The organism is Pseudoduganella rhizocola, assembly GCF_045984285.3.
Classification (GTDB): domain Bacteria; phylum Pseudomonadota; class Gammaproteobacteria; order Burkholderiales; family Burkholderiaceae_D; genus Rugamonas.
In genome coordinates, this window is the sequence record NZ_JBJQIK030000001.1 from 376,695 (window position 1) to 400,748 (window position 24,054).

General features: G+C 65.2%; 16 protein-coding genes. 6 read left to right on the plus strand and 10 right to left on the minus strand.

Annotated features, from left to right (window positions below; genetic code table 11):
• Positions 1–82 precede the first annotated feature (82 nt).
• The 4 genes from ACJRPG_RS01805 to ACJRPG_RS01820 all read left to right on the plus strand — a co-directional run bounded on the left by ACJRPG_RS01805 (position 83) and on the right by ACJRPG_RS01820 (position 6,753).
• The gene (locus tag ACJRPG_RS01805; RefSeq protein ID WP_407998331.1) at positions 83–2,497 is read left to right on the plus strand and encodes a catalase; all 2,415 of its coding nucleotides are present in this window, start codon (positions 83–85) and stop codon (positions 2,495–2,497) included.
• Between the two features lie 106 nt (positions 2,498–2,603).
• The gene (locus ACJRPG_RS01810; RefSeq protein WP_407998332.1) at positions 2,604–4,280 is read left to right on the plus strand and encodes an MFS transporter; all 1,677 of its coding nucleotides are present in this window, start codon (positions 2,604–2,606) and stop codon (positions 4,278–4,280) included.
• Positions 4,277–5,380, plus strand: coding sequence for an HlyD family secretion protein (locus ACJRPG_RS01815; RefSeq protein ID WP_407998333.1), 1,104 nt, complete (start codon positions 4,277–4,279; stop codon positions 5,378–5,380). The genes ACJRPG_RS01810 and ACJRPG_RS01815 overlap by 4 nt, the downstream gene beginning before the upstream one ends.
• On the plus strand, positions 5,377–6,753 hold the full coding sequence (locus tag ACJRPG_RS01820) for an efflux transporter outer membrane subunit (RefSeq protein ID WP_407998334.1): 1,377 nt from the start codon (positions 5,377–5,379) through the stop codon (positions 6,751–6,753). The genes ACJRPG_RS01815 and ACJRPG_RS01820 overlap by 4 nt, the downstream gene beginning before the upstream one ends.
• A gap of 31 nt (positions 6,754–6,784) precedes the next feature.
• On the opposite strand, the gene ACJRPG_RS01825 is transcribed toward ACJRPG_RS01820, so the two are convergent.
• From ACJRPG_RS01825 to ACJRPG_RS01840, 4 genes are read right to left on the minus strand one after another with little or no spacing between them, the layout of a single operon-like run.
• A complete protein-coding gene (locus ACJRPG_RS01825; RefSeq protein WP_407998335.1) occupies positions 6,785–9,895 on the minus strand; it encodes an efflux RND transporter permease subunit in 3,111 nt (1,036 codons plus the stop codon).
• A gap of 9 nt (positions 9,896–9,904) precedes the next feature.
• Positions 9,905–11,059 (minus strand): efflux RND transporter periplasmic adaptor subunit, encoded by a 1,155-nt coding sequence (locus ACJRPG_RS01830; protein ID WP_407998336.1) that lies wholly within the window; start codon positions 11,057–11,059, stop codon positions 9,905–9,907.
• Between the two features lie 20 nt (positions 11,060–11,079).
• Positions 11,080–12,468, minus strand: a complete 1,389-nt coding sequence (locus ACJRPG_RS01835) for an efflux transporter outer membrane subunit (RefSeq protein ID WP_407998337.1) — start codon at positions 12,466–12,468, stop codon at positions 11,080–11,082.
• Complete coding sequence (locus tag ACJRPG_RS01840; RefSeq protein WP_407998338.1) at positions 12,465–13,130, minus strand: CerR family C-terminal domain-containing protein; 666 nt, start codon at positions 13,128–13,130, stop codon at positions 12,465–12,467. The genes ACJRPG_RS01835 and ACJRPG_RS01840 overlap by 4 nt, the downstream gene beginning before the upstream one ends.
• 167 nt (positions 13,131–13,297) lie before the next feature.
• Here ACJRPG_RS01840 and ACJRPG_RS01845 point away from each other — a divergent pair, with 167 nt between their 5' ends.
• Positions 13,298–14,695 (plus strand): DUF1800 domain-containing protein, encoded by a 1,398-nt coding sequence (locus ACJRPG_RS01845; protein ID WP_407998339.1) that lies wholly within the window; start codon positions 13,298–13,300, stop codon positions 14,693–14,695.
• Between the two features lie 11 nt (positions 14,696–14,706).
• Positions 14,707–15,954: a DUF1501 domain-containing protein gene (locus tag ACJRPG_RS01850; RefSeq protein ID WP_407998340.1), complete on the plus strand. Its 1,248-nt coding sequence runs from the start codon at positions 14,707–14,709 to the stop codon at positions 15,952–15,954.
• A gap of 264 nt (positions 15,955–16,218) precedes the next feature.
• Here the strand turns inward: ACJRPG_RS01850 and ACJRPG_RS01855 are convergent, their stop codons facing one another.
• From ACJRPG_RS01855 to ACJRPG_RS01880, 6 genes are read right to left on the minus strand one after another with little or no spacing between them, the layout of a single operon-like run.
• Positions 16,219–16,926: a response regulator gene (locus ACJRPG_RS01855; RefSeq protein ID WP_407998341.1), complete on the minus strand. Its 708-nt coding sequence runs from the start codon at positions 16,924–16,926 to the stop codon at positions 16,219–16,221.
• Positions 16,926–18,278 (minus strand): hybrid sensor histidine kinase/response regulator, encoded by a 1,353-nt coding sequence (locus ACJRPG_RS01860; RefSeq protein ID WP_407998342.1) that lies wholly within the window; start codon positions 18,276–18,278, stop codon positions 16,926–16,928. The genes ACJRPG_RS01855 and ACJRPG_RS01860 overlap by 1 nt, the downstream gene beginning before the upstream one ends.
• Positions 18,279–18,329: 51 nt before the next feature.
• Complete coding sequence (locus ACJRPG_RS01865; RefSeq protein WP_407998343.1) at positions 18,330–19,067, minus strand: 2OG-Fe dioxygenase family protein; 738 nt, start codon at positions 19,065–19,067, stop codon at positions 18,330–18,332.
• Between the two features lie 45 nt (positions 19,068–19,112).
• Positions 19,113–21,137, minus strand: coding sequence for a TonB-dependent receptor (locus tag ACJRPG_RS01870; RefSeq protein ID WP_407998344.1), 2,025 nt, complete (start codon positions 21,135–21,137; stop codon positions 19,113–19,115).
• Entirely contained in the window at positions 21,134–21,631 is a 498-nt protein-coding gene (locus ACJRPG_RS01875; RefSeq protein ID WP_407998345.1) for a DUF6702 family protein, read from the minus strand. Before ACJRPG_RS01875 ends, ACJRPG_RS01870 begins: the two co-directional genes overlap by 4 nt.
• A complete protein-coding gene (locus tag ACJRPG_RS01880; RefSeq protein WP_407998346.1) occupies positions 21,631–24,054 on the minus strand; it encodes a M1 family metallopeptidase in 2,424 nt (807 codons plus the stop codon). Before ACJRPG_RS01880 ends, ACJRPG_RS01875 begins: the two co-directional genes overlap by 1 nt.

The following is a 24,054-nucleotide window of genomic DNA, read 5'->3' on the forward strand; positions in this document are numbered from 1 at the left end:
GCAGCCTGCTGCGCGCCTCGCCCGGCAGCCTTCGCGCCGCCGGGCGATTTTGTTCGTCCCGTCATTCAACGAAGGAATATCCATGTCCACCAGCAATAAACCTGCAGGCGCCACCGACGGCGCCGGGTCCGTTCTCAGCACCGTGGCCGCGCCTTCCAATGCGGCGCCGCCGCAATCCACCGGCAACAACAATCCGCAGTCCGATGTCCTGCTCGAAAAGGTTGCGGGCGGGGCGGAGCTGGCCGCGCAGTTTCCATTCAATGCCGGCAAGGCCGGCGAATACGGCGACGCCGCGCGCAATCCGCAAGCCGGGCAGTCCGCTTCGCCGGCCAGTGAAATCGTTACCGGCAGCACCACGTCGGAGACTGTCGTGTCGCCCAAAACCGGCAGCGGCGCCAGCAAGGGCGTGAACGCCACCAACGGCTCGCTGGACCGCGTGCGCGCCGATTCCGGCGGCCAGGTGCTGACCACCAACCAGGGCGTGCCGGTTGCCGACAACCAGAATTCCCTCAAGGCCGGCCTGCGCGGCCCGACGCTGATGGAAGATTTCATCCTGCGCGAAAAGATCACGCACTTCGATCACGAGCGCATCCCGGAGCGCATCGTGCACGCGCGCGGTTCCGCGGCCCACGGCTATTTCGAGAGCTACCAGGACCTGGGCGATATCACCCGTGCCGCGCCGTTCGCCGCGGCGGGCAAGCGCACGCCGGTGTTCGTCCGCTTCTCCACGGTGGCAGGCGAACGCGGTTCCACCGATACCGCGCGCGATGTGCGCGGCTTCGCCGTCAAGTTCTATACCGAGGAAGGCAACTGGGACCTGGTCGGCAATAACATTCCCGTGTTCTTCATCCAGGACGCGATGAAGTTTCCCGACCTGGTGCATGCCGTGAAACCGGAACCGCACCACGGCATGCCTCAGGCCGCCAGCGCGCACGATACCTTCTGGGACTTCGCCTCGCTGATGCCGGAATCGATGCATATGCTGATGTGGACCATGTCGGACCGCGCCATCCCGCGCAGCTACCGCACCATGCAGGGCTTCGGCGTGCATACCTTCCGCATGGTGAATGCGGCCGGCGATTCGGTCTTCGTCAAGTTCCACTGGACGCCGCTGCAGGGCACGCATTCGCTGGTGTGGGACGAAGCCGTGAAGATCAGCGGCGCCGATCCCGACTTCCACCGCCGCGACCTGTGGGAAGCGATCGAGGCGGGCGAGTTCCCTGAATATGAGCTGGCGCTGCAGGTGTTCACCGAAGAGCAGGCCGCGCAATTCCCCTTCGACGTGCTGGATGCGACCAAGATCGTGCCGGAGGAACTGGTGCCCCTGAAACCGGTCGGCAAGATGATCCTGAACCGCAACCCGGACAACTTCTTCGCCGAAACCGAGCAGGTGGCGTTCTGCACCGCGCATATCATTCCCGGCCTCGACTTCAGCAACGATCCGCTGCTGCATGGCCGCATCCATTCCTATGTGGATACGCAGATCAGCCGCCTGGGCGGGCCGAACTTCCATGAAATTCCGGTCAACGCGCCGCTCGCCCAGGTCCACAACAACCAGCGCGACGGCATGCACCGCCAGACCATCAATCGCGGCCGGGTATCCTACGAACCCAATTCGCTGGGCGGCGGCTGTCCCTTCCAGGCGGGACGCGCGCAGGGCTTCACCAGCTTCCCGCAGCCGATGATGGAAGATAAGGTGCGCGGCAAGCCGGAGCTGTTCGCCGACCACTACTCGCAGGCACGCCTGTTCTGGCAAAGCCAGACGCCGGTGGAGCAGGCGCACATCGTGGGCGGCTTCCGCTTCGAGCTGACAAGGGTGCAGGTGCCCGCCATCCGCGAGCGCATGCTGTCGATGCTGGCGAATGTGGACGTCACGCTGGTGAACGCCGTCGCGGCAGGCCTCGGCATGGACGTGCCGCCGCCGCAGCCGATGGCGACCACCCGTCCGCTGCCGCAGTATGAACCTTCGCCGTCCCTGTCGCTGATGGCGCGGCCTGGCGCCACCGGCATCCATACCCGGCGTGTGGCGATCCTGGTCGGTAATGGTACGGATGCGGACAGCGTCCGCGCGCTGTATGCTTCACTGCTTGCCGACGGCGCCGTGCCGCGTGTCACCGGCAGCAATATGGGCAAGGTAAGCGGCGCCGGCGGCGGCACGCTGGATGTGGAAATCTCCCTCGAAGCGGGACCTGCCGTCGTCTACGACGCCATGATCGTGCCGGACGGCGAACAGGCTGTGCAGGCCCTGTGCCGCGATGCGCATGCGCTGGAATTCGTGCGCCTGCAGTACCGCCATTGCAAGCCGATCATGGTGATCGGCGCCGGGGCCCAGCTGCTGGCCAAGGCGGATATTCCATCCCAGCTGCCCGATGGTACGCCGGACCGCGGCATCATCGGCGCCGAACCGGCCGACATGGCGGCGGCGCTGACGGCATTCAAGCAGGCTCTCGCCGGGCACCGCGTGTTCGAGCGCGAGACCGATCCGCCCATGGTCTGACGCAGGTTCTTGCCGTGCCAGCGGCGCCCGCGGGCGCCGCTGTGTTTTCTGCGGGGCGGGACGAACTGGGGTATTCTTGGGCAGAAGAACACAGAGAATGGGAAGCATGGACGTCTACGCCCCCCGAACCTGGCAACCGCACGAACGGCCCCTGCTTCCGGGGTCGCCTTCGTCGCCGCTCCACTCCACGCCGCGCCGCATCGCCTTCCTGCTGGTGGGCTTCATCGTCGCCATCACCGGCGGCCTCGGGAATGCGCTCGTCAGCGTCAACCTCCTGTATGCGCAAGGCTCGCTGGGCGTGTACACCGCCGAGATCCAGTGGCTGCCGGCGGCCTATGTGATGGCGAATGTGTCGATGAACCTGCTGCTGGTGAAGTTCCGCCAGCAGTTCGGCCTGCGCCTGTTCACTGAACTCTTCCTGCTGCTGTACGCCGTGGCCACCCTGGCCCACCTGTTCGTGCACGGCCTGGCCTCCGCCATTGCGGTGCGCGCCGCCAGCGGCATCTGCGGCGCCGCGCTCACGGTGCTCGGCCTCTACTACACGCTGCAGGCCTTCCCGCCGCAGCACAGGCTGAAAGGCGTGGTGGTGGGCATCGGCTTCTCGCAGCTCGCGCTGCCGCTCGCCCGCCTGTTCTCCAGCGACCTGCTGGAAATCGCCGAGTGGCGCGGCCTGTATTCCTTCGAGCTGGGCATGGCCATCCTGTCCTTCGGCTGCGTGCTGCTGCTGAAGCTGCCGCCGGGCGACCGCGTGCGCGTCTTCGAAAAGCTGGACTTCCTCACCTTTGCGCTGTTCGCGCCCGGCGTGGCGCTGCTGTGCGCTGCACTGGCGCTGGGCCGCACCGTCTGGTGGTTCGAGGCGCCGTGGATAGGCTACTGCCTGGCCGGGGCCATTGTGCTGGTGACGGCGGCCGTGCTGATCGAGCATAACCGCAAGTCGCCGCTGCTGAACATCCGCTGGCTTACCACCGGCAAGATGGTGCGCCTGGCGCTGGCCGTGCTGCTGATCCGCATCGTGCAGAGCGAGGCCAGCGGCACGGTCGGTTTCCTGAATGCGCTGGGCCTGAACAACGACCAGATGCAGGACCTGTGGCTGATCACCCTGTTCGGCAGCATCGCGGGACTGGTGGCCAGCGCGCTGACGATATCGCCCTCGCGCGTGCTGCCTTCGCTGATGTTTGCCCTGTTCCTGATGGCGCTTGGGGCCTGGCTCGATGCGCACGCCACCAACCTCACACGGCCGCACCAGATGTATTTCAGCCAGTTCCTGCTGGCGTTCGCGGGCACCTTCTTCGTGGGCCCCATTTTCATTTCCGGCTTCGGCGCCATCATCGCGCAGCCGCGCAACCTGATTTCCTTCTCGCTGATGTTCTCGATGACGCAGAACCTGGGCGGCCTGCTGGGCACCGCCATCGTCGGCACGGTGCAGGTGCTGCGCGAGAAATACCATTCGAGCCAGCTGGTGGAGCACCTCACGCTGCTCGACCCCCTTGTGGCAGCGCGCATCCAGGGCGGCGGGGCGGCACTGGGCGGCACGCTGGCCGATCCGGCCTTGCGCAATGCTCAGGGCGTGGCCTCGCTCGGCGCGGCCGCCACGCGCGAGGCCAATATCCTCGCTTACAACGACGTATTCCTGCTGATATCCATCGTTGCCGTCGCCACCCTGGCATGGATCTCGATGCACTACCTGTGGAATATCTGCACCGCCAGCCGGCCGGCGGCGCCCGCACCGAACGCCCAGACGGGCATGGCCAATGTCTCACTTGAAAACTCCGGATCGAAATGAGCGCTAACGACAACTCCACCACGCAAGCGGAACAGCCCGGCCGCAGGCAGCAATGGCTGGCCGGCATCGGCTTCGCCCTGATTGCCTTGATCGGCGTGCTGATCGTGCTGTATGCCTGGCGCCTGCCGCCTTTCAGCAGCCCGGTGGTCTCCACCGAAAACGCGCTGGTGCGGGGGCAGGTGACGGTGATCGGCACCCAGCTTTCCGGCTACGTTACCGACGTAAAGGTGCAGGACTTCCAGCATGTGAAGCAGGGCGACCTGCTGGTGGAGATCGATTCCCGCACCTATCGCCAGCGCTTCGAGCAGGCGCAGGCCCAGCTTGATGCGCAGAAGGCGGCGCTGGCCAATTGGGAGCAATCGCGCCGCAGCGCCGCCGCGACCATCGCGCTCAACCAGGCGGCGCTTGCCAATGCGGAAGCGCAGGCGGCGCGCGCGAATGCGGACCTGGGGCGTGTTGAGCTGCTGGTGAAGGATGGTTCGCTGTCGCAGCGCGAATTCGACGCGCAGCGCGCGGCGCGGGCGCAGACCGCAGCTGCCGTGTCGCAAGCGCGTGCGAACGTGGAGATCGCGCGCCAGCAGTCGCAGTCGGTGGTCGTGAACAAGGCTTCGCTGGAGGCGGCAGTGGCTAACGCCGAGGCGGCGCTGAAGGCCGCGAAAGTGGACCTGGACAACACGCGCATCGTGGCGCCGTCGGACGGCCAGCTGGGGCAGGTAACGGTGCGCCGTGGCGCCTTCGTCAACTCGGGCGCACAGCTGATGGGACTCGTGCCGAGGCAGATATGGGTCATCGCGAATCTCAAGGAAACCCAGATGAACAATGTGCAGGTGGGGCAGGGCGCCACCTTCAAGGTCGACGCGCTGGATGGCGCCATCCTCACCGGCGTGGTGGAGCGCATCTCGCCCGCGACGGGCTCGGAGTTCAGTGTCCTGCCTGCGGATAACGCCACCGGCAATTACGTGAAGATCGCCCAGCGCATTCCGGTGCGCATCCGCATCGATCCCGGCCAGCGGCTGGCGGACCGGCTGCGGCCCGGCATGTCGGTCATCGTCAGCATCGACACGTCGGCGGTGCTGAACGAGGCCGGAGCGCGGCGATGAGAAGCTGGCATACGGCGATTACGGCGGTTCTGCTGGCAGGGTGCGCCGCAAAGGTCGGTGCGCCGCCCGGCAGCACCTTGCAGGTGCCGCAGCAATGGCGTGCGCCCATCGGGCCGGACAGCGCTGCGCAGCCGCTGGAGCGCGAATGGTGGCGCAGTTTTAACGACCCGGTGCTGACGGCGCTGGTCGCTTCGGCCATCGAGCGCAACGGCGACCTGCGCATCGCCCGCGCACGGATAGAAGACTTCCGCGCCCGGGTGGCCGCCGCCGGCGCGGCGCAGCAGCCCAGCCTCGGCCTCACGGCCACGCCGACGCGTGCGCGGGCGCTGGCCTACAACGGCGTGCCCCATGTGGCGAACGTGTTCCCGCTGGAGTTCCAGGCCAGCTATGAGATCGACGTATGGAACCGCCTGGCGAATATCACCGAAGCCGCCGCTGCCGCTTTGCGCGCCGAGCAGGCGAATACGGACGCCGTGGCGCTGGCCGTTGCAGCCAATACCGCGAGCGGCTATCTCAACCTGCGCGGACTGGATGCGCAGCTGGAGCTGGCGCAAGCCACGCTGAAGCTGCGCGGGCAGTCGCGCGACCTGGCGCGCCGCCAGTTCGAGGTCGGCTACAGCTCGCGGCTCGAATGGCTGCAGGCGCAGGCCGAGTATGATGCGGCCGCCGAGCAGATTCCCCAGTTGCAGCGGCAAATCTTCGAGCAGGAAAACGCGCTGGCGCTGCTGGCCGGCGGCAGCCCGGGGCCTGTCGCACGCGGCGCGGCGCTGGCCGGCCTGGCGCCGCCGCCGGTGCCTGCGGGCTTGCCATCCGACCTGCTGCGGCGCCGGCCGGACATTGCGCGCGCCGAGCAGGCGATTGCCGCCTCCAGGGCCACGCTGGCCGCAACCCGCGACCAGCTGCTGCCGTCGTTCCGCCTGACTGCCGCGGGAGGATTGCAGTCCACGGATTTCAGCGACTTCCTGCATTCGCCGACACGCTTGTGGCGCCTTACAGGCTCGCTGGCCGCGCCCCTGTTCGATGCGGGACGCGTGCAGGCGCAGACGGATTCCGCTGCCGCGCAGCGCGACCAGGCGATCTTCGCTTACGAGAATACGGTGCGCACGGCGTTTGCCGAGGTTGAGAATGGGCTGGATGCGGTGGCGCGCTTGCGCGAACAGGTGGTGCAGAACGATGCGCGCCGTGAAACGGCGGCGGAGACTTTGCGGATTGCGCATAACCGCTATGCCAACGGCTACGCATCGTATCTGGAAGAGCTGGATGCCCAGCGCACCTTGTACAGCGCCGATGTCCTGCGCCTGCAGCTGCGGGCGCGCTTGCTGATTGCGTCGGTGGACCTGTACCGCGCGATGGGAGGAGGCTGGCGACCCTGAACGTCGCCCCCGCGCAGGCGGGGGCGACGGGTCAGGCAGCGGGAGCGGCTGGCGCTGCCGGAACTTCCTTATGCCGCCGCAGCTTGCGCATGATGCGGCCCATCAGGTGCTCCAGGTCGTCGATGTAGGTGAACACAGCGGGCACCACCAGCAGCGACAGCAGCGTGGAGGTAATCAGCCCGCCGATCACCGTAATCGCCATCGGCGAACGGAAACTCGGGTCGGCGCCGAAGCCCAGTGCCAGCGGCATCATGCCGGCACCCATCGCGATGGTGGTCATCAGGATCGGGCGGCTCCGCTTGTGGCAGGCGTCCACCAGCGCATCGAAGCGGCTCATGCCCGCCTGGCGCGCCAGGATCGCATAGTCCACCAGCAGGATCGAGTTCTTCGTCACGATACCCATCAGCATGATCAGGCCGATCATGGACGGCATCGACAGCGCACGGCCCGTAATCAGCAGCGCCACGAAGGCGCCGCCGATCGACAGCGGCAGGGCGGCCAGAATCGTCACCGGCTGCATGAAGTCCTTGAACAGCAGCACCAGCACGCCATAGATGCACAGCACGCCGATCAGCATTGCGATGCCGAAGCTCGCGAACAGCGACGCCATCTCCTGCGCGTCGCCGAGTTCCGCCTGCTTGACCGATGGCGGCAGGTTCTTCATCGACGGCAGTGCGCGCGCTTCCTCGTTCAGCTCACCCAGCGAGCGGCTGCCCAGTTCCACGTCGAGCGTGACGTTGCGGCTGCGGTTCAGGCGGTCGATCTGCGCCGGACCGCTTTCCATCGTGACGGTGGCAACGGTGGATAGCAGCACGGGACCATTGCGGCCCGGTACCGTCAGGCGGCCGATGGCATCGAGGTCGGCGCGCACGGCATCCGGCAGCTTCACGCGGATCGGCACCTGGCGCTCGGGCAGGTTCATCTTCGTGAGGTCGAAGTCGTAGTCGCCGGCGGTGGCAACGCGCACGGTTTCGCCGATGGCGTTCGCCGTCACGCCCAGTTCCGCCGCGCGGGCGAAGTCCGGCCGCACGATGATTTCCGGACGCACCAGCGATGCGCTCGATGTCACGTTGCCGATGCCTTTCAGCGTACGCAGCTCGCGTTCCACGCTCTGCGCGGCGGCCGTCAGCGCCACCGGGTCTTCCGACTGCAGCACCAGCTGCATCTTCACGCCCGTATCCGGCGGGCCGACCGTGAAGCGCACACCGGGGATGACGCTCAGCTTCTTCCGGATTGCGTCGTCGATATCCGCCATGGTCTCGTCGCGGTCGTTGCGGTGCTTGGTGGTGATGGTCATCACCGCGCGGCGCGCTTCCGCAGCGGCGCCGGGGGCGAAGGCATCGCCTGCCGAACCGCCGCCAACCGAAGCGTAAATGCCCGTTATTGCCGGAATCTGCATGGCCAGCTGGCGCGCCTGTTCCGTCACTGCGCGGGTTTCGGCCAGCGTGGAGCCGGGCGGCAGCTCCAGCGTGATCTGGGTCTGGCCACGGTCCGCAGGCGGCACGAAACCGGTCGGCAGCAGGCCAACCAGCATGATGGAGCAGACGAAGAACACGGCCGATGCAATCGCTGTAACAAGGCGGTGCGTCAGGCACCACTTCATGGTGCGCATATAGCGCTGCATGATCCAGCCGTCCTTCTCTTCCACATGCTTCTTCGGCTTCAGCATGTAGGCGGCCATCATCGGCGTGAGGAGACGTGCCACCACCAGCGATGCCAGCACGGCCAGCACGGCGGTCCAGCCGAACTGCTTGAAGAACTTGCCCGGAATGCCACCCATGAAGGCGGTAGGCAGGAACACGGCCACCAGCGCGAAGGTGGTGGCGATCACCGCCATGCCGATTTCGTCGGCCGCTTCCAGCGCGGCCTGCATCGGCGTCTTGCCCATGCGAAGGTGGCGTTCGATGTTCTCGATTTCCACGATCGCATCGTCCACCAGCACGCCGACCACCAGGGCCAGGGACAGCAGGGTAACGGTATTCAGCGTGTAGCCGAACCAGTAGATGCCGAGGAAGGCCGGCATCACGGACAGCGGCAGCGCTGCCGCGGCCACCAGCGTTGCGCGCCAGTCGCGCAGGAACCAGAACACCACCAGCACGGCCAGGATGGCGCCTTCATACAGCAGCTCCATCGAGCCTTCGAAGTTTTCGTCCACCGGTTCGGCGTTGTCGATCGACTGTTTGATCTCGATATTCGGGTTCTTCACACGCAGTTCTTCGACGGCAGCGCGCACGCCATTTGCCACGTCGGTTTCGCTGGCGCCCTTGGTGCGGAACACCTCGAAGCCGATCACCGGCTTGCCATCCTGCAGCGCTACCGAACGCGGCTCTGCGATGGTGTCGGTAACAGTTGCCACCTGGTCCAGGCGCACGTGGCGGCCGTCGCCCAGCGGAATGTCCATGGCCGCAAGCGCCTGCGCACTCTGCACGGTGGCGATGGTGCGCACCGACTGCTCGGCGCCGCTCACGTCGCCGCGTCCGCCCGGCGCTTCCTTCTGCACCTGGCGCAGCTGGCGCGACACGTCCAGCGCGGACACGCGCAGCGCCGCCATGCGTGCATCGTCCAGCTCCACGCGGATCTCGCGCGTCACGCCGCCGGTGCGGTTGACGGCGCCAACGCCGGGTACTGCCAGCAGGCGCTTGGAAACGGCGTTATCAACGAACCAGCTCAGGTCCGCATCGTCCATCTGCGTGCCGCTGTTCGGTTTGGAGCTGGTAACGAAGGTCAGCACCACGCGGCCGGCGGTTGAAACCTTGCTGACCACGGGGTCGCGCAGTTCCGCCGGCATGTCGGCTTTCACGCGGGACACGGCATCGCGCACGTCATTCACCGCATCGGAGATGTTCTTCTCCAGGATGAACTCCACGGTAATGGTGGCCGTGCCATCCAGCACCTTGGTGTAGATGTTCTTGATGCCCTGCAGCGTGGCGACCGAATCTTCGATCTTGCGCGCCACTTCGGTTTCCAGCTGGGCCGGCGCGGCGCCGGGCAGCGTGGCCGTGACGGTCACGATCGGCAGTTCGATATCGGGAAAGTCCTGCACCGGATTGGCCTTGTATGCCAGCAGCCCTGCAAGCGTGAGCAGGACGAACAGCATGATCGCCGGGATGGGATTCCTGATAGATAAGGCGGAAAAATTCACGTGGCCTCCTTACTTGGCAGCGCGCACAGGCGCCGGCGCGGCTGCCGGGCGGCCGTTGCTGACAGCAACGAGGTCCCCGTCGTTCAGGAAGCCCGCGCCGCTCTGCACCACCGTGGTGTTGGCGTCGATACCACTCAGCACCTCGATGCGGTCGCCGATGCGGCGGCCCGGCTGGATCTTGGTCTGGTGCACGCGCGAGTCCTGCGACAGGCGGAACACGTAGCTGAAGCCATCGCGCACGGCAATGGCCTGCTGCGGCAGGGTGAGCGCACCGGATTCGCCCAGCTCGAACTGGCCGGTGGCGAACATGCCTGCCTTGAACGGCGCGCTGGAGCTGGTGTCCGCAGGCAGGTCCACATAGACCAGGGCGGAGCGGGTCTGCGGATCCACGGTCGGTGCAATCATGCGCACCTTGCCGGTCAGTTCGCTGCCGTTGGCGGCTTTCACCTTCGCGCTGCCGCCGATGCGGATATTGCGCAGTTCGGCGGCCGTCACTTCGGCGCGCCATTCAAGGCGACCCTGGCGCACCATGCGGAACAGTTCCGTGCCTGCGCCCACCACCGAACCCACGGTGGCGCTGCGCGCCGAGATCACGCCGCTGTCCGGCGCCACCACCTGCGTGTAGCGCAGGCGCAGCTGCTGCGAATTGAGCATGGCGCGCGCCGAGGCGATACGCGCATTTGCGGTCTGTTCGGCCGTCACGTACTGGCTGATCTGCTGCGCGCTCAGGGCGCCGCTGTTTTCCAGCGTGCGGGCGCGCGCTGCATTGGCCTTGGCTTCCGCTGCATTCGCTTCGGCTTCCAGCAGGGCGGCGCGCGCCTGCGCCACGTCGGCATTCACGGTGTCGGGCGAGAATACGGCGAGGACCTGGCCCTTCTTCACCACGTCGCCCACGTTCACGCGCACTTCGGTCAGGCGCAGGCCGTTCGACTCGCTGCCGATCACGGCTTCCTGCCACGCGGCGACGTTGCCGTTCGCGGTAAGGCGGATCGGCAGCGTGGCTTTTTCAGGGCGTGTGGTGGTGACGGTCAGCGCCGGCTTCTGCGCTTCTTCCTTTTTATCCGCAGCCACGGAAACCGGGCTGTACACGGCGATGCCCACGCAGGGCAGTACGAAAGCGGCCAGCAGCAGGGCGGCCATCGGTTTCATCGTCTGTTTGTTCATATGGAGTGCCTGTATTTGAATTATTGGTTTGCGGTCCAGCCGCCGCCTGCCGCGCGGTACAGGGCGATCCATGCGGCGCTGCGTTCGCGCTGCAGGTTCACCACCGTGTTTTCCGCTGCGAGGCGGGTGCGGCGTGCATCTTCCAGCTCCAGCAAGCTGGCCATGCCGTTCTTGTAGCGGTCTTCGGTAGCGGTGAAGGCGGTGCGGTAGCCTTCGAGCGCCGTCTGCGCATCGGCCGCCCGTTCATCGGTGCTTTGCAGGTTCACCAGCGCTTCTTCCACTTCGCGCACGGCCTGGCGCACGGCGCCGCGGTAGTTGCTCACCGCTGCCTCGTAGCGCCCTTTTGCGGCATCGACGGCGGCACGGCGGCGGCCTGCGTCGAACAGCGGCAGCGACATTTGCAGCGGGCCGATAGTCCAGGTGTTCTCCGTGACATTGCCATCCGAGGTATGGATGCGGCCACGGCCCACGGAACCCGTGATGGAAAGGCGCGGGAAGCGCTCGGCGCGCGCCCCGCCCACTTCAAAACTCGATGCCGCCACTTCGCGTTCAGCCGTAAAGACGTCCGGACGCTGGGCCAGCGTTTCCGCCGGCAGGGCAGGGATGGCGACACCTTGTGCGGGCGACAGCACTGCCGCCTGGCCGGCGAGGCGCTGGCGCAGTTCGGGTTCGGGAATCGCCGTCAGCGCCACCAGCGCCTTCACGTTCACGTCACACACGGCGCGCTGCGCGATGGCGCGGCTGCTGGCATCGGCGGCGCTGGCGCGGGCCAGGGCAGCATTGGCCGGGGCCTGGAAGCCTGCCTTGGCGGTCAGCTCCGTCAGGCGGGCCGTGTCGGCGCGCGATGCGGCGTCCTGCTGCGCCACGGCAAGCAGCTGTTCGCAGGCGCGCAGGCCGTAGTACTGGTTGGCGGTTTCCGCCGCCACCGACACGCGGGCGTCATGCCAGCCTGCCTGGGCGCTCTCCAGCCTTGCCTGGGCCGCGTCGCGCGCGGCGCGGTTGCGGCCGAAGATGTCGATCTCCCAGGAGGACTGCAACAGCAGCTGCGAGGTAGTATTGGTCGGCATGCTGGCCTGCTGCTGGCTCATGCGGGTGGACGTGGCCACGCCGTTCAGGTCCGGCGCCAGCGCGGCGCCGGCCGCCACGCGCTGCGCGCGCGAGTCCTCGATGCGCGAACGTGCCGTGGCAATGGTCGGGCTGACCGCCTGCGCCGCGTCGATCAGCTGCACCAGCAATGGGTCGCCCTGCTTCTGCCACCATTGCGCCAGCTCGGCTACCTCGCCCTTATGCGGCAGCGGCGCCTGCCATTGCAGCGGCGCCTGGGCATCGACTTTACTCGCCGGTCCCGACGCGCAGGCGCTGAGCGCCAGCGCTGCCGTGACCGCGAGCGTCATCTTCAGTACTTTCATGATTTCCCTTCTCGGAGTTTCTTTTGTTCTGCCAACACGATAGCCTCGGCATAATCGCTGAGGCGTGTCGTCCATTGGTCAATTGCGTCCGCTGGCGACAGCAGCTGCGGAGTAAAGGAGTTGATAACGTCGCGCACCAGGATCAGCTGCACGCCGAGCGCCGCCACCGAATAGGCAAGGCGGTGCACTTCATCGTTCGGTTCTATGCCGAGATAACGCGCCAGCACGCGCACCAGCGCCATATGTTCCGGCTTGATGCCTTCCTCGATCTCGCGGAACCATACGCCGGTGGGTTCCACGATCTCGCGCATCCACAACCTGGTGCACAGTACGGCGAATTCCCCTTCGGCCAGCGGCGCCAGCATCTGCGTGAAGAAGCCTTCCATCGCTTGCCGCAGCGTGAAATGCGGCTGGTCGAACTGCTGGATATTGTGCTCGGGCGGCGGAATGAGGTCGGTGAGGGCGGCCTTGTACAAACCGGCCTTGTCGCCGAAGTAATAGCTGATGGCGGCCACGTTCACGCCGGCAGCCAGCGCGATTTCGCGGGTGGAGGTGCGCGCGAAGCCCTGTTCGGCGAACAGGCGCATGGCGGCCATCAGCAGGCGCTCGCGGGATTGTTCACCGTCCGAGCGCGACTTTCGGGAGAAATGCTTTTCTGACATCCTGCCATTAGAGCACAGAATTTAAACAATTGATATAACTTAATCGATTGTTTTAATTTGCATGGCAGGCGTCATGTAACAGCGATTTACATACGATACAAACTGGCCTTTGGCAGCGCGGCGGGACAAGCGTATAAAGAAGGCTCGACCGTTACCGGGAGCCGCCAATGCCTGTCTTTCGCTGGATTCCACTTGTGATGCTGGCCGTGCTGCCGCAACTGCAGGCTGCGCCGCTCACCGGCGAGCAGGCGGCCGCTCACGTACTGAATCGCCTTGCTTACGGGCCCCGTCCCGGCGATATCGAGCGCGTGGCCCGGATGGGCGTGCAGCGCTATATCGATGAGCAGCTGGCGCCGGAAGCGCTGCCCCTGCCCCAAGACTTGTCTACGCGCCTGCAGGCGCTGGATACGCTGAACGAAACACCTGGCGCCACGCTGGGCAAGTTCCTCGAAGTGCGCGCCATGCGGCGCGACGAGGACGAGGCCTTCAAGGCCCGCCGCCGTGAGGTCTACTCGCGCATCAGCGATGAGGGCGCCGCCGCCCGCCTGCTGCGCGCCGTGGACAGCCCGCGCCAGCTGGAAGAGGTGATGACCGATTTCTGGTTCAACCATTTCAATGTATTTGCGGGCAAAGGCGAAGTGCGCGCGCTGGCGGCGAGCTTCGAACGCGATGCGATCCGCCCGCATGTATTCGGCTCCTTCCGCGAGCTGCTGGGCGCCACGGCCCACCATCCCGCGATGCTCTTCTATCTGGATAACTGGGTATCGAAGGCCAATGGACTGAACGAGAACTATGCGCGCGAGCTGATGGAGCTGCACACCATGGGCGCGGACCAGGGGTATACGCAGAAGGACGTGACGGAGCTGGCGCGCATGCTCACCGGCTGGACCTACCGTCCGCGCAAGCTGGTGAGCGAGAACGAAACCTTCTGGTTCGACCCGAAGCGGCACGACAACGGCGCCAAACAGTGGCTGGGCTGGACCATCCGGGCCAGCGGCCGTACCGAAGGCGAGTACGCCCTGGACGTGCTGGCCGTACACCCGGCGACGGCGAGGCATGTCAGCTACCGGCTCGCGCAGTACTTCGTGGCCGATGCGCCGCCGCCCGCGCTGGTTGAGCGCATGGCGCGCACCTGGCTCGACACCAAGGGCGATATCCGTTCGGTGCTGCGCACCATGTTCAGCAGCCCGGAATTCATGGACGACAGCACGGCGGGCGCCAAATTCAAAACGCCTTACCAGTACGTGGTGTCGGCGGCGCGCGCCAGCGGCGCCATGCCCGAGGTGAAGCGCATGCAGCAGGTACTGAACCGCCTGGGCATGCCCCTGTATGGCTGCCAGACGCCGGACGGCTACAAGAACACGCAGGAAGCCTGGCTCAATCCGGACTCGCTGGCCATGCGCATCGGCCTCGCCACGTCGCTGGGACAGAACGCCAGCATCGAAACGGTGCAGGCGGCGCTGGGCCCATCCATTTCACCGCGCACGCAGGAGCTGGCGGCGGCGAGCCCGGAGAAGCTGCGCAGCGCGCTGCTGCTTGGCAGTCCCGATTTCATGCAGCGCTGAGGAGAGACGGTATGCAAAGACGAGATTTCCTGAATGCCCTTGCCGCCGGTGCAGGCCTGATGGTGCCGCTGGGCCGCGAGGCATGGGCCGCATCGCTTGCCGCGCAGCCGGCCACCCCACATACGCGCAAACTGATTGTGATCATGCTGCGCGGCGCCGTGGATGGCCTGAACGTGGTGGCGCCGGTGGGCGATGCCGCATATGCCGGGCTGCGTCCCACCATCGCGCTGGCGAAGCCGGGCGAGGAGGGCGGTGCGCTGGACCTGGACGGCTATTTCGGCATGCACCCGGCCCTGTCGCCTTTGATGCCCCTGTGGGAGCAGAAGAAGCTCTCCTTCATTCACGCCAGCGGTTCGCCGGATGCCACGCGCTCCCACTTCGACGCGCAGGACTATATGGAGTCCGCCACGCCGGGTGTGAAGAGCACGCCGGACGGCTGGATGAACCGCCTGATCACGGCGCTGCCAGGCGATTCGCGTCCCACCCGCGCGCTGAGCATAGGCCCCACCATGCCGCGCATCCTCACCGGCCGTGCGGCGGCGATCAACCTCGCCAACGGCGCGGCGGGCACCAAAGGCACGGTGCTCGACGACAGGCCCGCCATCGGCGCGGCCTTCGATGCGCTCTACGCGGGCAACGCGCGCTTCGGCAAGGTGTACAGCGACGGGCGCGAAGCGCGTAAGGAGGTGATGGCTGCCGCAGCCAGCCCGATGGCGGCCGAAATGATGGCGGCAAACGGCGGCGCGCCGCTGCCGAACGGCTTCCCCGACGATGCGGCGCGGCTTGCCACGCTGCTGCGCAACGACCCGAACATGCAGCTGGCCTTTGTGGCGCTGGGCGGCTGGGACACGCACGCCAGTCAGGGCGCGGCCACAGGCCAGCTGGCCAACCGCCTCGCCCCGCTGGCGCAAGGCTTGGCGGTGCTGGCGCAGCGCCTCGGCCCGATGTTCGACGACACCACGGTTGTCGTGATGTCCGAATTCGGCCGCACGGCACGCGAAAACGGCAACCGTGGCACGGACCATGGCCATGGCAATGTGATGTGGGTGCTGGGCGGCGGCGTGAATGGCGGCAAGGTGCTGGGCGATTGGAAGGGCCTGGACGACAGCGCCCTGAACGAAGGCCGCGACCTGCCGGTGACGACCGACTTCCGCAGCGTGCTGGCCCACATCGCCGAACGCCACCTGCGCCTGCCCGACCGGCAGCTGGCGCGCATCTTCCCCCGCCTCCCCGCGTCGCGCCTAAGCTTCATTGCCTGAAGTTGGGGCCGTTTGGGAAATTGGGGACAGACCCGGATTATACGATTCGTATAATCCGGGTCTGTCCCCAATTTTAAAACAGCAAAAAAAAGCCCGCGAACCGGAGGCTGCGGGCGGAATCCAATGTTCGGAGAACGCTTGGAGGAGACAGTTCCACTATATCCAAGTTTATGTTGCGGTGCAATACCGTAAAACTACGATATGCGTGTTATCACTATGGCAGAGGCGCGAGGAGCGCTGTTGTGCATGTGCAGCAGAAATCGATTAACCGTTTTGCAGGGCGGTGCGGACCGCCTGCAGCAGCTCTGCGGGATCCTGCGGCACCTTGCGGACCACCGGCGTTGCTGCAAATTTGACAAGTGTTGCGCCGACGAAACTTGAGCTGGCCGGGCCATCGACCACGATCAGATCAAAGACCTGCTTGCCCAGGGCGCTCACCGCCCCAGTATCCGCCGCTACCTCGACCTGGAAACCGTGGTGCAGCAGCACGGCGGCCGCCATGCCCTCGCCCATGGGAGAGGGATCGAGCACCAGCACACGGGCCTTGGGGGCTGTCGTGGCCTCGGCCGCTGCCGGCGCTTCGCCGCCAAAGCTGCTGCGCAGGGCGGGCGGCAGGAAGGCGTCCAGCGAGGGCAGCAGCACATCCGGTTCGATGGATTTGGGCAGCAGGCCGGTAAAGCCTTCGCGCCGCAGCGCAGCGCCGCCGTCGCTGACGGACGCCGCGCTGGCGGCGAGTACCGGAATGTCCTTCGTGGCCGGGTCGGCGCGCAGGGCCGCGAGCACGCCATGCCCGTCGAGCCTGGGCAGCTGCAGGTCGCACAGCACGATGTCGGGCCGTTCGCTGCGCGCCATCGCCACACCCGCCTCGCCGTCGTAGGCGCACAGCACCTGATGGCCGAATGCGGTGAGGAGGTAATTCATCAGGTCCATATTGGCCTGATTGTCTTCCACCACCAGGACGCGGGCTCCCATTATTTGCGGGACTTCATTGCGAGGGTGAACACCGAGCCCTTGCCGAAATCGCTGCTGAAGAACAGCGAGCCGCCCAGCAGGTTGGCGAGGTTCTGGCACAGGTAGAGGCCAAGGCCGGCGCCTTCCGCGTGCCGTGTAGACGTGGAGTCCAGCTGCGAGAAGGCCTGGAACAGCTTGGCCTGGTCTTCTTCGCGGATGCCGGCGCCGCTGTCGGCAACGGCGAATTCGGTGGTGACACCATCAGGGTCCTGGCGCTGGCTCAAGGTGATGCGCACCATGCCTCTTTCCGTAAATTTGATGGCGTTGTTGGCGAGGTTGATCAGGATCTGCGTCAGGGCGCGGCGGTCGGTATCGAGGGAGATCGGCTCCGGCGCCAGCGCCACTTCCAGCGCCAGGCCTTTCTGCGTGGCGAGCGGACGCAGGGTTTCGCTCACTTCGCGGATCAGGTCCTGGCACTGCACGGTTTCCACCGAGAGCGTGACCTTGCCTGCTTCGATTTTCGCCACATCCAGGATGTCGTTAATCAGCGATAGCAGGTGGCGCGCGCTGGAGCGGATGGTGGTGAGCTGCTTTTCCTGGTCCTGCGTCAGCGGGCCGGGAAGCTTCATCAGCAGCGCGCCGGTGAAGCCGATGATGGCGTTCAGCGGCGTGCGCAGTTCATGCGACATATTGGCGATGAAGGCGGACTTCATGCGGCTTGCTTCCGCCAGTTCCAGGTTCTTGAGCGCGATTTCGCGGTTGGTGGCTTCCAGTTCGCCCGCATGGTGCGCAAGGCGCATATTCAGGTCGATCACCTGGCGTTCGCGCGCCTGCAGCTCGCTGTTCACCTGCACGGCCTGTTCGTAGGTCGAAATCAGCAGGTCGAGGATCTGCTGGCGTTCCGCGTTGATGAAGTGCTTCTGGTCGCCGAGGTAGAGCGCAATGCCCACCTCCATATTTGAGTCCTTGCGCAGCTTCTGGTTCACCAGCATGTGGCCGATGCGGTTCAGCAGGTAGTCTTCGGCGTATGGCTTGCGGATGAAGTTGTCGGCGCCGCATTCGATGCCGCGGATGATGTCCTTCGGGTCGGTCAGCGAAGTGACGAGGATGACCGGGATATCGCGCAGGCCGGGATCGCCCTTGATCGCACGGCACAGCTCATAGCCATCCATCTCCGGCATCACGATATCGGACAGCACCAGGTGCGGCTTGCGCTCGTGGATGGCGTCCAGCGCGAGCCGGCCGTTGGCGGCCACGCGGGCGCCGTAGCGCATCGACTGGATCAGGCGGCGCAGGCGTTCGGCCTGGGTTGGGCTGTCCTCAACGATCAGGATCTCAATTTCGTCCGGTGCGATTTCAAAACTGGAATCCACTGACATCTCCATATAGTTGAAAGGGCCCCCCGACTATATCGGATTTAGCCTTCAGCCGCCATCGCCCTGGAAGGCGTTCGCGCGGTAAGTCAGCACCAGCGTATCCCGGTAGCCATGTTCGCCCAGCGGCTGGATGGGAGTGGATTCATGGATGACAGCCGCATCGTCGAGCAGCAGCATGGTCCAGGGCTCGGTCATGGTAAAGCGCTTGCCGTTGGGGCCATCGGCCTCGAAGATGCGGGTTTCGCCGCCTTTGATGGCGTGGCGGCCGACCAGGATCACGGCCACGTAGTCCACGCCGTCGCGGTGCGCGCCTTCCGGGGTGGGGCGGCCGATGCCGTCGGCGGTATCGATGCGGAACTGGTGGGCTTCCACATACCAGGTTTGGTCCCCGCGCACGGCGCTGCAGATCTTGCCGAGGGCCGTGAGCAGGCCTTGCCAGCCGGGCTGCTCGACCGTGGCGGGCAGCACCGGTTCGAACATGCGGTGCATGCCGCCGTGCAGAGCGTTGTATTCGACCGGCTGCCAGTGGGCGCGGTGGGCGCTTTGCTGCAGCGCCTCGCCGCTCTGCACGAAGCAGGAATGGCGGCGCTTGCGGTAGCGGCCACCATCCTTCAGGTAGTTATCGAGGGCCAGGTTGTCCCAGCTGGCGGCCATTTCGTTCAACTGGGCCAGCGGGGCGCCGGCCAGGGCCGCCACATCGGCGGGGGCCAGCAAGGCGTAGCCCTCGTTGCGCAGCGCTTGCGTCAGCTGTTCAAGGGGTGTAAATGCGGGTGAAGTTGTACTCATGCATTTATTGTACGCCCCATTTTTAATTGGGGTCTGTCCCCAATTTCAGAATGCGGTGCTGAGGGTAAGGCGGAAAGTGCGCGATTCGATGGGGTGGAAGTGGATGTCGTCCACCGGCGCTCCTTCGCCGGGCAGGCGCGAGGCGTAGTAATACTCGATGGCGGAGTCGCGGCGGTTGCCGAGGTTGAAGCCTTCCAGCTCGATGTGGGTGCGCTTGCCGATGCGGTAGCCGATGCGGCCGTTCACCGTGCGCGTGCCGCGCGAGCGTATGCTGTTGTCTTCCACCAGCGGGCGCGGGCCGAAATAACGCATGCGCAGGGAGCCGCTCCACGGGCCGCCTGGGGCAAGAGTGAGCGCCAGTTGGCCAACGCCTTCGACCGCGCCGGGAATGCGGTCGCCTGCGGGATCTTCGTCGCGGTAGCGGCCGCGCGCGAAGGCCAGGTCGGCGTCCACCGACAGCCATTTGAGCGGCTTCCAGTAGTTGGAGAATTCCACGCCATAGCGTCGGCTTGGACGGCTGGCTTCCGTATTGCCCGCGTCGCCGATGAACACCAGTTCAGAGTCGAAATCGAGTTTGTACAGCGACAGGGAGCTTTGCAGTCCAGGCACCCATTCGCTGCGCACGCCCAGCTCCTGGCCGCGCGAACGCGCCAGCGGCGTGGCGGGATTGTCCGCATCCAGCACGCCGCGCGCGTCGTTGCTGTGGAAGCCGTTGCCCGCGTTGATGTAGAACTCGGTCTGCGACCATGGACCCAGCACGATGCTGATGCTTGGGCTGAGCAGGGTGTCGTCCTTGCGCCCGATGCGCGCCACGTCGAAGCGGTAGTGGTCCGCGCGCAGGCCGGCATTGGTGCGGAAGACCGGCGTCCAGCGCGTGGAGTTCTCCACATAGGCGCTGGTGCTGGTTTCCACAATATGGTCTTCGCGCGTGGCGCCCAGCACCTGGCGCGCTTTGGTCTTGTACAGGCCGTTGAAGATATTGTCGTTCTGGACCTGCATGCCGGCTGTGGTTACTGAAGCCATGTCACCCTCATGCCAGTGCCAGCTGTGGCTTGCATTCAGGCCGCTGGTGACGCGGCGGTCCGGCTGGGCGAACTGGTCGCCGTTGTCGGCGTCATCCAGCACATAGGTGAAGTTGGAGAATAGCTTGAGGCGGTTCGCGATCACATAGGCGCTGATCTTCGAAGAGCTTTCCTGCGTGGTCCGGCGCCAGATGCCCGAGAGGCTGAAACGCCGCGCTTCGCCGCCGTCGGTGGTGTCGATGGCGTCGAAGCGTCCCAGCGTGCCGTTGTCGACCGCGCGCCGGGGAATCTGGTCGGTGGAGTTCCAGTTGGCGCGGTAGGCCATGGCGGCCACGCTGAAGCCGTTGTTCGCATAGCCTTCGCTGTAGCGCAGCACTGCGTTCAGCTTGCGGTAGTTGTCGCCGTGCGTGAAGGGGCCGTCGTTGTGCATGGCTTCCACCGCATACAGCAGGTTGCCTTTGCCGGCTTCCGGCGAGCCGGCCAGCAGGGCGCGCGCAAAGCCGTTCTGGCCCGTGGTGGCGCTGGCGATGCCTTGCGTGAGGCGGTTGGCGTAGGTGATGGCGGTGGCGCCGGCCGATGCGAAATCGCCTTCGCTGGCGGAATAGGGGCCTTTTTTGTAGTCGAGGCGTGCGCTCAGTTCCGGGATCAGGAAATTCAGGTCGGTCCAGCCCTGGCCGTGCGCATGGCTGCGCTGGTTCACCGGCATTTCATCGACCGTGGTGCGCAGGTCGGTACCGTGGTCGAGGTTGAAGCCGCGCAGGTAGAACTGGTTGGCCTTGCCTTCGCCGCTGTGCTGGCTGACGATCAGCCCCGGCGTGGCTTCCAGCAGTTCGCCGGGACGGTAGTTGGTGCGGTCCTGCAGCTGGCGCTGGGTGGCGCTGCCTGCGGCTGCGGAATCCGCGATGCCGAGTTGAGTGGCGCGGGAACCGTCGATCAGCACGCGCTGGATGAAAGGGTCGTCAGCGAGGGCGAGGCCCGGGGTCAGTGCGACCAAAATAATTGGGAAGCTCGGCGCCCCCGTCTGACCCCAATTAATCAATTTTTTCATGGTAAAACTTGTTCGATCTGGGGCACCTTGAAGACCAGCGTTTGCGCAGCACGGCCCGCGGCGGAGGGCGCGATGTTGACCGTGTTGATCTGCGTGGGGAGAAAGTCGGTGAGTACGTTGTTGCGCAACACCGTGCCTGGCGCTAGCTGGGTCTTCTCGATTTCCTGGTAGATCGTGATGTTGTCGGCACTCGCCGACACGCCTATCCATTGCAGGCGCAGCGCTTTACCGCCGCTGTTCAGGGTGAATTGTTTTTCGATGTAGCGGCGCAGCACGGCCTGGTCTTCTTCGAGGCCCAGGTCGAACTGGCGCTGGTAGAGGTTCATCAGCAGCGCTTCCACGTCGTGCGCGGTATAGCTGTGGACGATCTCCGTGTTGCCGGTGTTCGGGTTGTAGCTGATGTCCGCCAGGCCCATATGGTAGTTATGAGCATAAACGGCGGCGCTGCCGCAAAGCAGCGCCGCCGCGAGGACGGCTTTAAAACGTCTGAGCATTACTTCTTCGTTTCCGCTTCCTGTTTAGCTGCTGCGCCGTTCTGCGGCGCGGGCTGGTCGGCCTTCTTCTCTTTCGGCTCTTCCTTGCCCTTCAGCGGCGTATTGTAGTCCTTCATCAGGTCTGGCGCGGCACGGGTGGCCTTGAACATCTCCAGGCGCGATGGCGTTGCCTTGCGCGGCCAGCTGTTGTTGCTGGTGTCGATGTCGGCGGTTTCCCAATATGGGTCTTGCGTCAGCGATACCATCGGCTCGTCGGTGACGATCAGCTTGGTGATCTTCTTCGGCGAGTAGCGCCATACTTCGGCAGGCACGCGCTCGATGTACTTCTTGCCTGACTTGAGCGTGATCTCCAGGATCAGGGGCGACACCAGGCCGCCCACATTGCTGAAGTCCACCAGGTACAGGTGCTTGCCCTGTGCCAGCAGGTCCTTCTGCCACGGTTCCAGGTCCTTCTGGAATTCGGCGAACTTGTTGCGATCGGCGTTGGTGACGGTGAAGTCATCGTGCTCGTTGTAGAAGTCCTTCAGTTCCGGCTGCGCATCCACGCGTTTCGGCAGGGCTTCGTTGCGCTGGTCGGTGATCGACACCGGCTCTTCGTCCTTGCGTGCTTTCAGCCAGGCTTTTTCGACTTCAGGATCCTTGGTGTTGATGGTGAATTCGCTGATGCCGTCCAGGCTCACGTCCACCGGATCGGTGGTGTAGAACCAGCCGCGCCAGAACCAGTCGAGGTCCGTGCCCGATGCGTCTTCCATGGTGCGGAAGAAGTCGGCCGGAGTCGGGCGCTTGAACTTCCAGCGCTGGGCGTACTCGCGGAAGGCCTTGTCGAACAGGTCGCGGCCCAGGATGGTTTCGCGCAGGATGTTCAGCGCGGTGGCCGGTTTTGCATAGGCGTTGTTGCCGAACTGGAGCAGCGACTCCGAGTTCGTCATGATCGGCACCTGGTTCTGCGAGCGCATGTAGTTGACGATGTCGCGCGCTTCGCCGCGGCCGATCGGGAAGTCCTTTTCCCATGCGTTCGCCGCCAGGAATTCGACGAAGGAGTTCAGGCCTTCATCCATCCAGGTCCACTGGCGCTCGTCCGAGTTCACGATCATCGGGAAGTAGTTGTGGCCCACTTCATGAATGATCACGGCGATCAGGCCGTACTTGGTGCGCTTGGAGTAGGTGATCTCGCCGGTTTTCTTGTCCTTGGTAGGACGCGGGCCGTTAAACGAAATCATCGGATATTCCATGCCGCCCACCGGGCCGTTCACCGAAATGGCGATCGGGTAGGGGTAGTCGAAGCTGTACTTGTTGTACTGCTCGATGGTGTGGATGATGGCGGCCGTGGAATACTTCTCCCACAGCGGATTGCCTTCCTTCGGATAGAAGGACATGGCCAGCACATTGGTGCCGTCCTTCTTGTAGCCTTGCGCGTCCCAGATGAATTTGCGGCTGGAGGCCCAGGCGAAGTCGCGCACGTTCTTTGCCTTGAAATGCCAGGTCTTGGTGGTCTTGGCAACCGACTTCTCGGCCGCCTCCGCCTCCGCCTGGGTGACGATGATGACCGGCTTTTTGGCCGTCTTTGCGCTTTCCAGGCGCTGGCGCTGTGCTGCCGTCAGCACCTCGCCCGGGTTCTGCAGTTCGCCGGTGGAGGCCACGATATGGTCGGAAGGCACGGTAACAGCCACGTCGTAGTCGCCAAATTCCAGCGTGAATTCGCCGGAGCCCAGAAACTGCTTGTGCTGCCAGCCCGTCACATCGTAATAGGCGGCCATGCGCGGGAACCACTGCGCCACTTCGAACAGGTCGTTCTTGTCTTCCGGGAAGTGCTCGTAGCCTGCGCGGCCGCCCAGCACCTTCTGTTCGTTGATCTTGTAGTTCCAGTCCAGCGAGAACGTGAAGTTCTGGCCTGGCTTCAGCGGCGTTGGCAGGTCGATGCGCATCATGGTGCGGTTGACCGTGTATTGCAGCGGCGCGCCGTTGCCGGCCTTGATATTGGACAGCTTGAAGCCGCCATCGAAGGATTCGCCCACCAGCAGGCTGCGCATGCCCTCGAACTTGAAGCCCGCTTCCGGGTTGGCCGGCTTGGTCCAGGCCTCGCGCGACGGCGCGGTCTGCATCATGCGCGCGTCCGAATTCTTGGCGTAGATGTTCTGGTCCAGCTGCAGCCAGATGTAGTTCAGCGTATCCGGCGAGTTGTTGTGGTAGGTGATGGTTTCCGTACCGGTGATCGAGCGGTCGGCTTCGTTCAGCGTGGCGCGGATCTTGTAGTCGGCGCGCTGCTGCCAGTAGGCGTGTCCCGGTGCGCCGGAGGCGGTGCGGTACTGGTTCGCTGCGGGCAGCAATTCGTCCAGCTGGCGGAATTTGTCGTCGAAGGTTGGCGCCGCGAAGGCGGCAGTGGAAAGTGTTGCGGCAAGCAGTGAAAGTGTCAGACGCTTCAT

Coding starts and splice junctions, on each gene's coding strand:
- ACJRPG_RS01880 (WP_407998346.1), bottom strand. CDS start 24,054: ATGAAGCGTCTGACACTTTCACTGCTTGCCGCAACACTTTCCACTGCC.
- ACJRPG_RS01830 (WP_407998336.1), bottom strand. CDS start 11,059: ATGAACAAACAGACGATGAAACCGATGGCCGCCCTGCTGCTGGCCGCT.
- ACJRPG_RS01820 (WP_407998334.1), top strand. CDS start 5,377: ATGAGAAGCTGGCATACGGCGATTACGGCGGTTCTGCTGGCAGGGTGC.
- ACJRPG_RS01865 (WP_407998343.1), bottom strand. CDS start 19,067: ATGAGTACAACTTCACCCGCATTTACACCCCTTGAACAGCTGACGCAA.
- ACJRPG_RS01875 (WP_407998345.1), bottom strand. CDS start 21,631: ATGCTCAGACGTTTTAAAGCCGTCCTCGCGGCGGCGCTGCTTTGCGGC.
- ACJRPG_RS01835 (WP_407998337.1), bottom strand. CDS start 12,468: ATGAAAGTACTGAAGATGACGCTCGCGGTCACGGCAGCGCTGGCGCTC.
- ACJRPG_RS01845 (WP_407998339.1), top strand. CDS start 13,298: ATGCCTGTCTTTCGCTGGATTCCACTTGTGATGCTGGCCGTGCTGCCG.
- ACJRPG_RS01840 (WP_407998338.1), bottom strand. CDS start 13,130: ATGTCAGAAAAGCATTTCTCCCGAAAGTCGCGCTCGGACGGTGAACAA.
- ACJRPG_RS01810 (WP_407998332.1), top strand. CDS start 2,604: ATGGACGTCTACGCCCCCCGAACCTGGCAACCGCACGAACGGCCCCTG.
- ACJRPG_RS01805 (WP_407998331.1), top strand. CDS start 83: ATGTCCACCAGCAATAAACCTGCAGGCGCCACCGACGGCGCCGGGTCC.
- ACJRPG_RS01870 (WP_407998344.1), bottom strand. CDS start 21,137: ATGAAAAAATTGATTAATTGGGGTCAGACGGGGGCGCCGAGCTTCCCA.
- ACJRPG_RS01850 (WP_407998340.1), top strand. CDS start 14,707: ATGCAAAGACGAGATTTCCTGAATGCCCTTGCCGCCGGTGCAGGCCTG.
- ACJRPG_RS01855 (WP_407998341.1), bottom strand. CDS start 16,926: ATGGGAGCCCGCGTCCTGGTGGTGGAAGACAATCAGGCCAATATGGAC.
- ACJRPG_RS01815 (WP_407998333.1), top strand. CDS start 4,277: ATGAGCGCTAACGACAACTCCACCACGCAAGCGGAACAGCCCGGCCGC.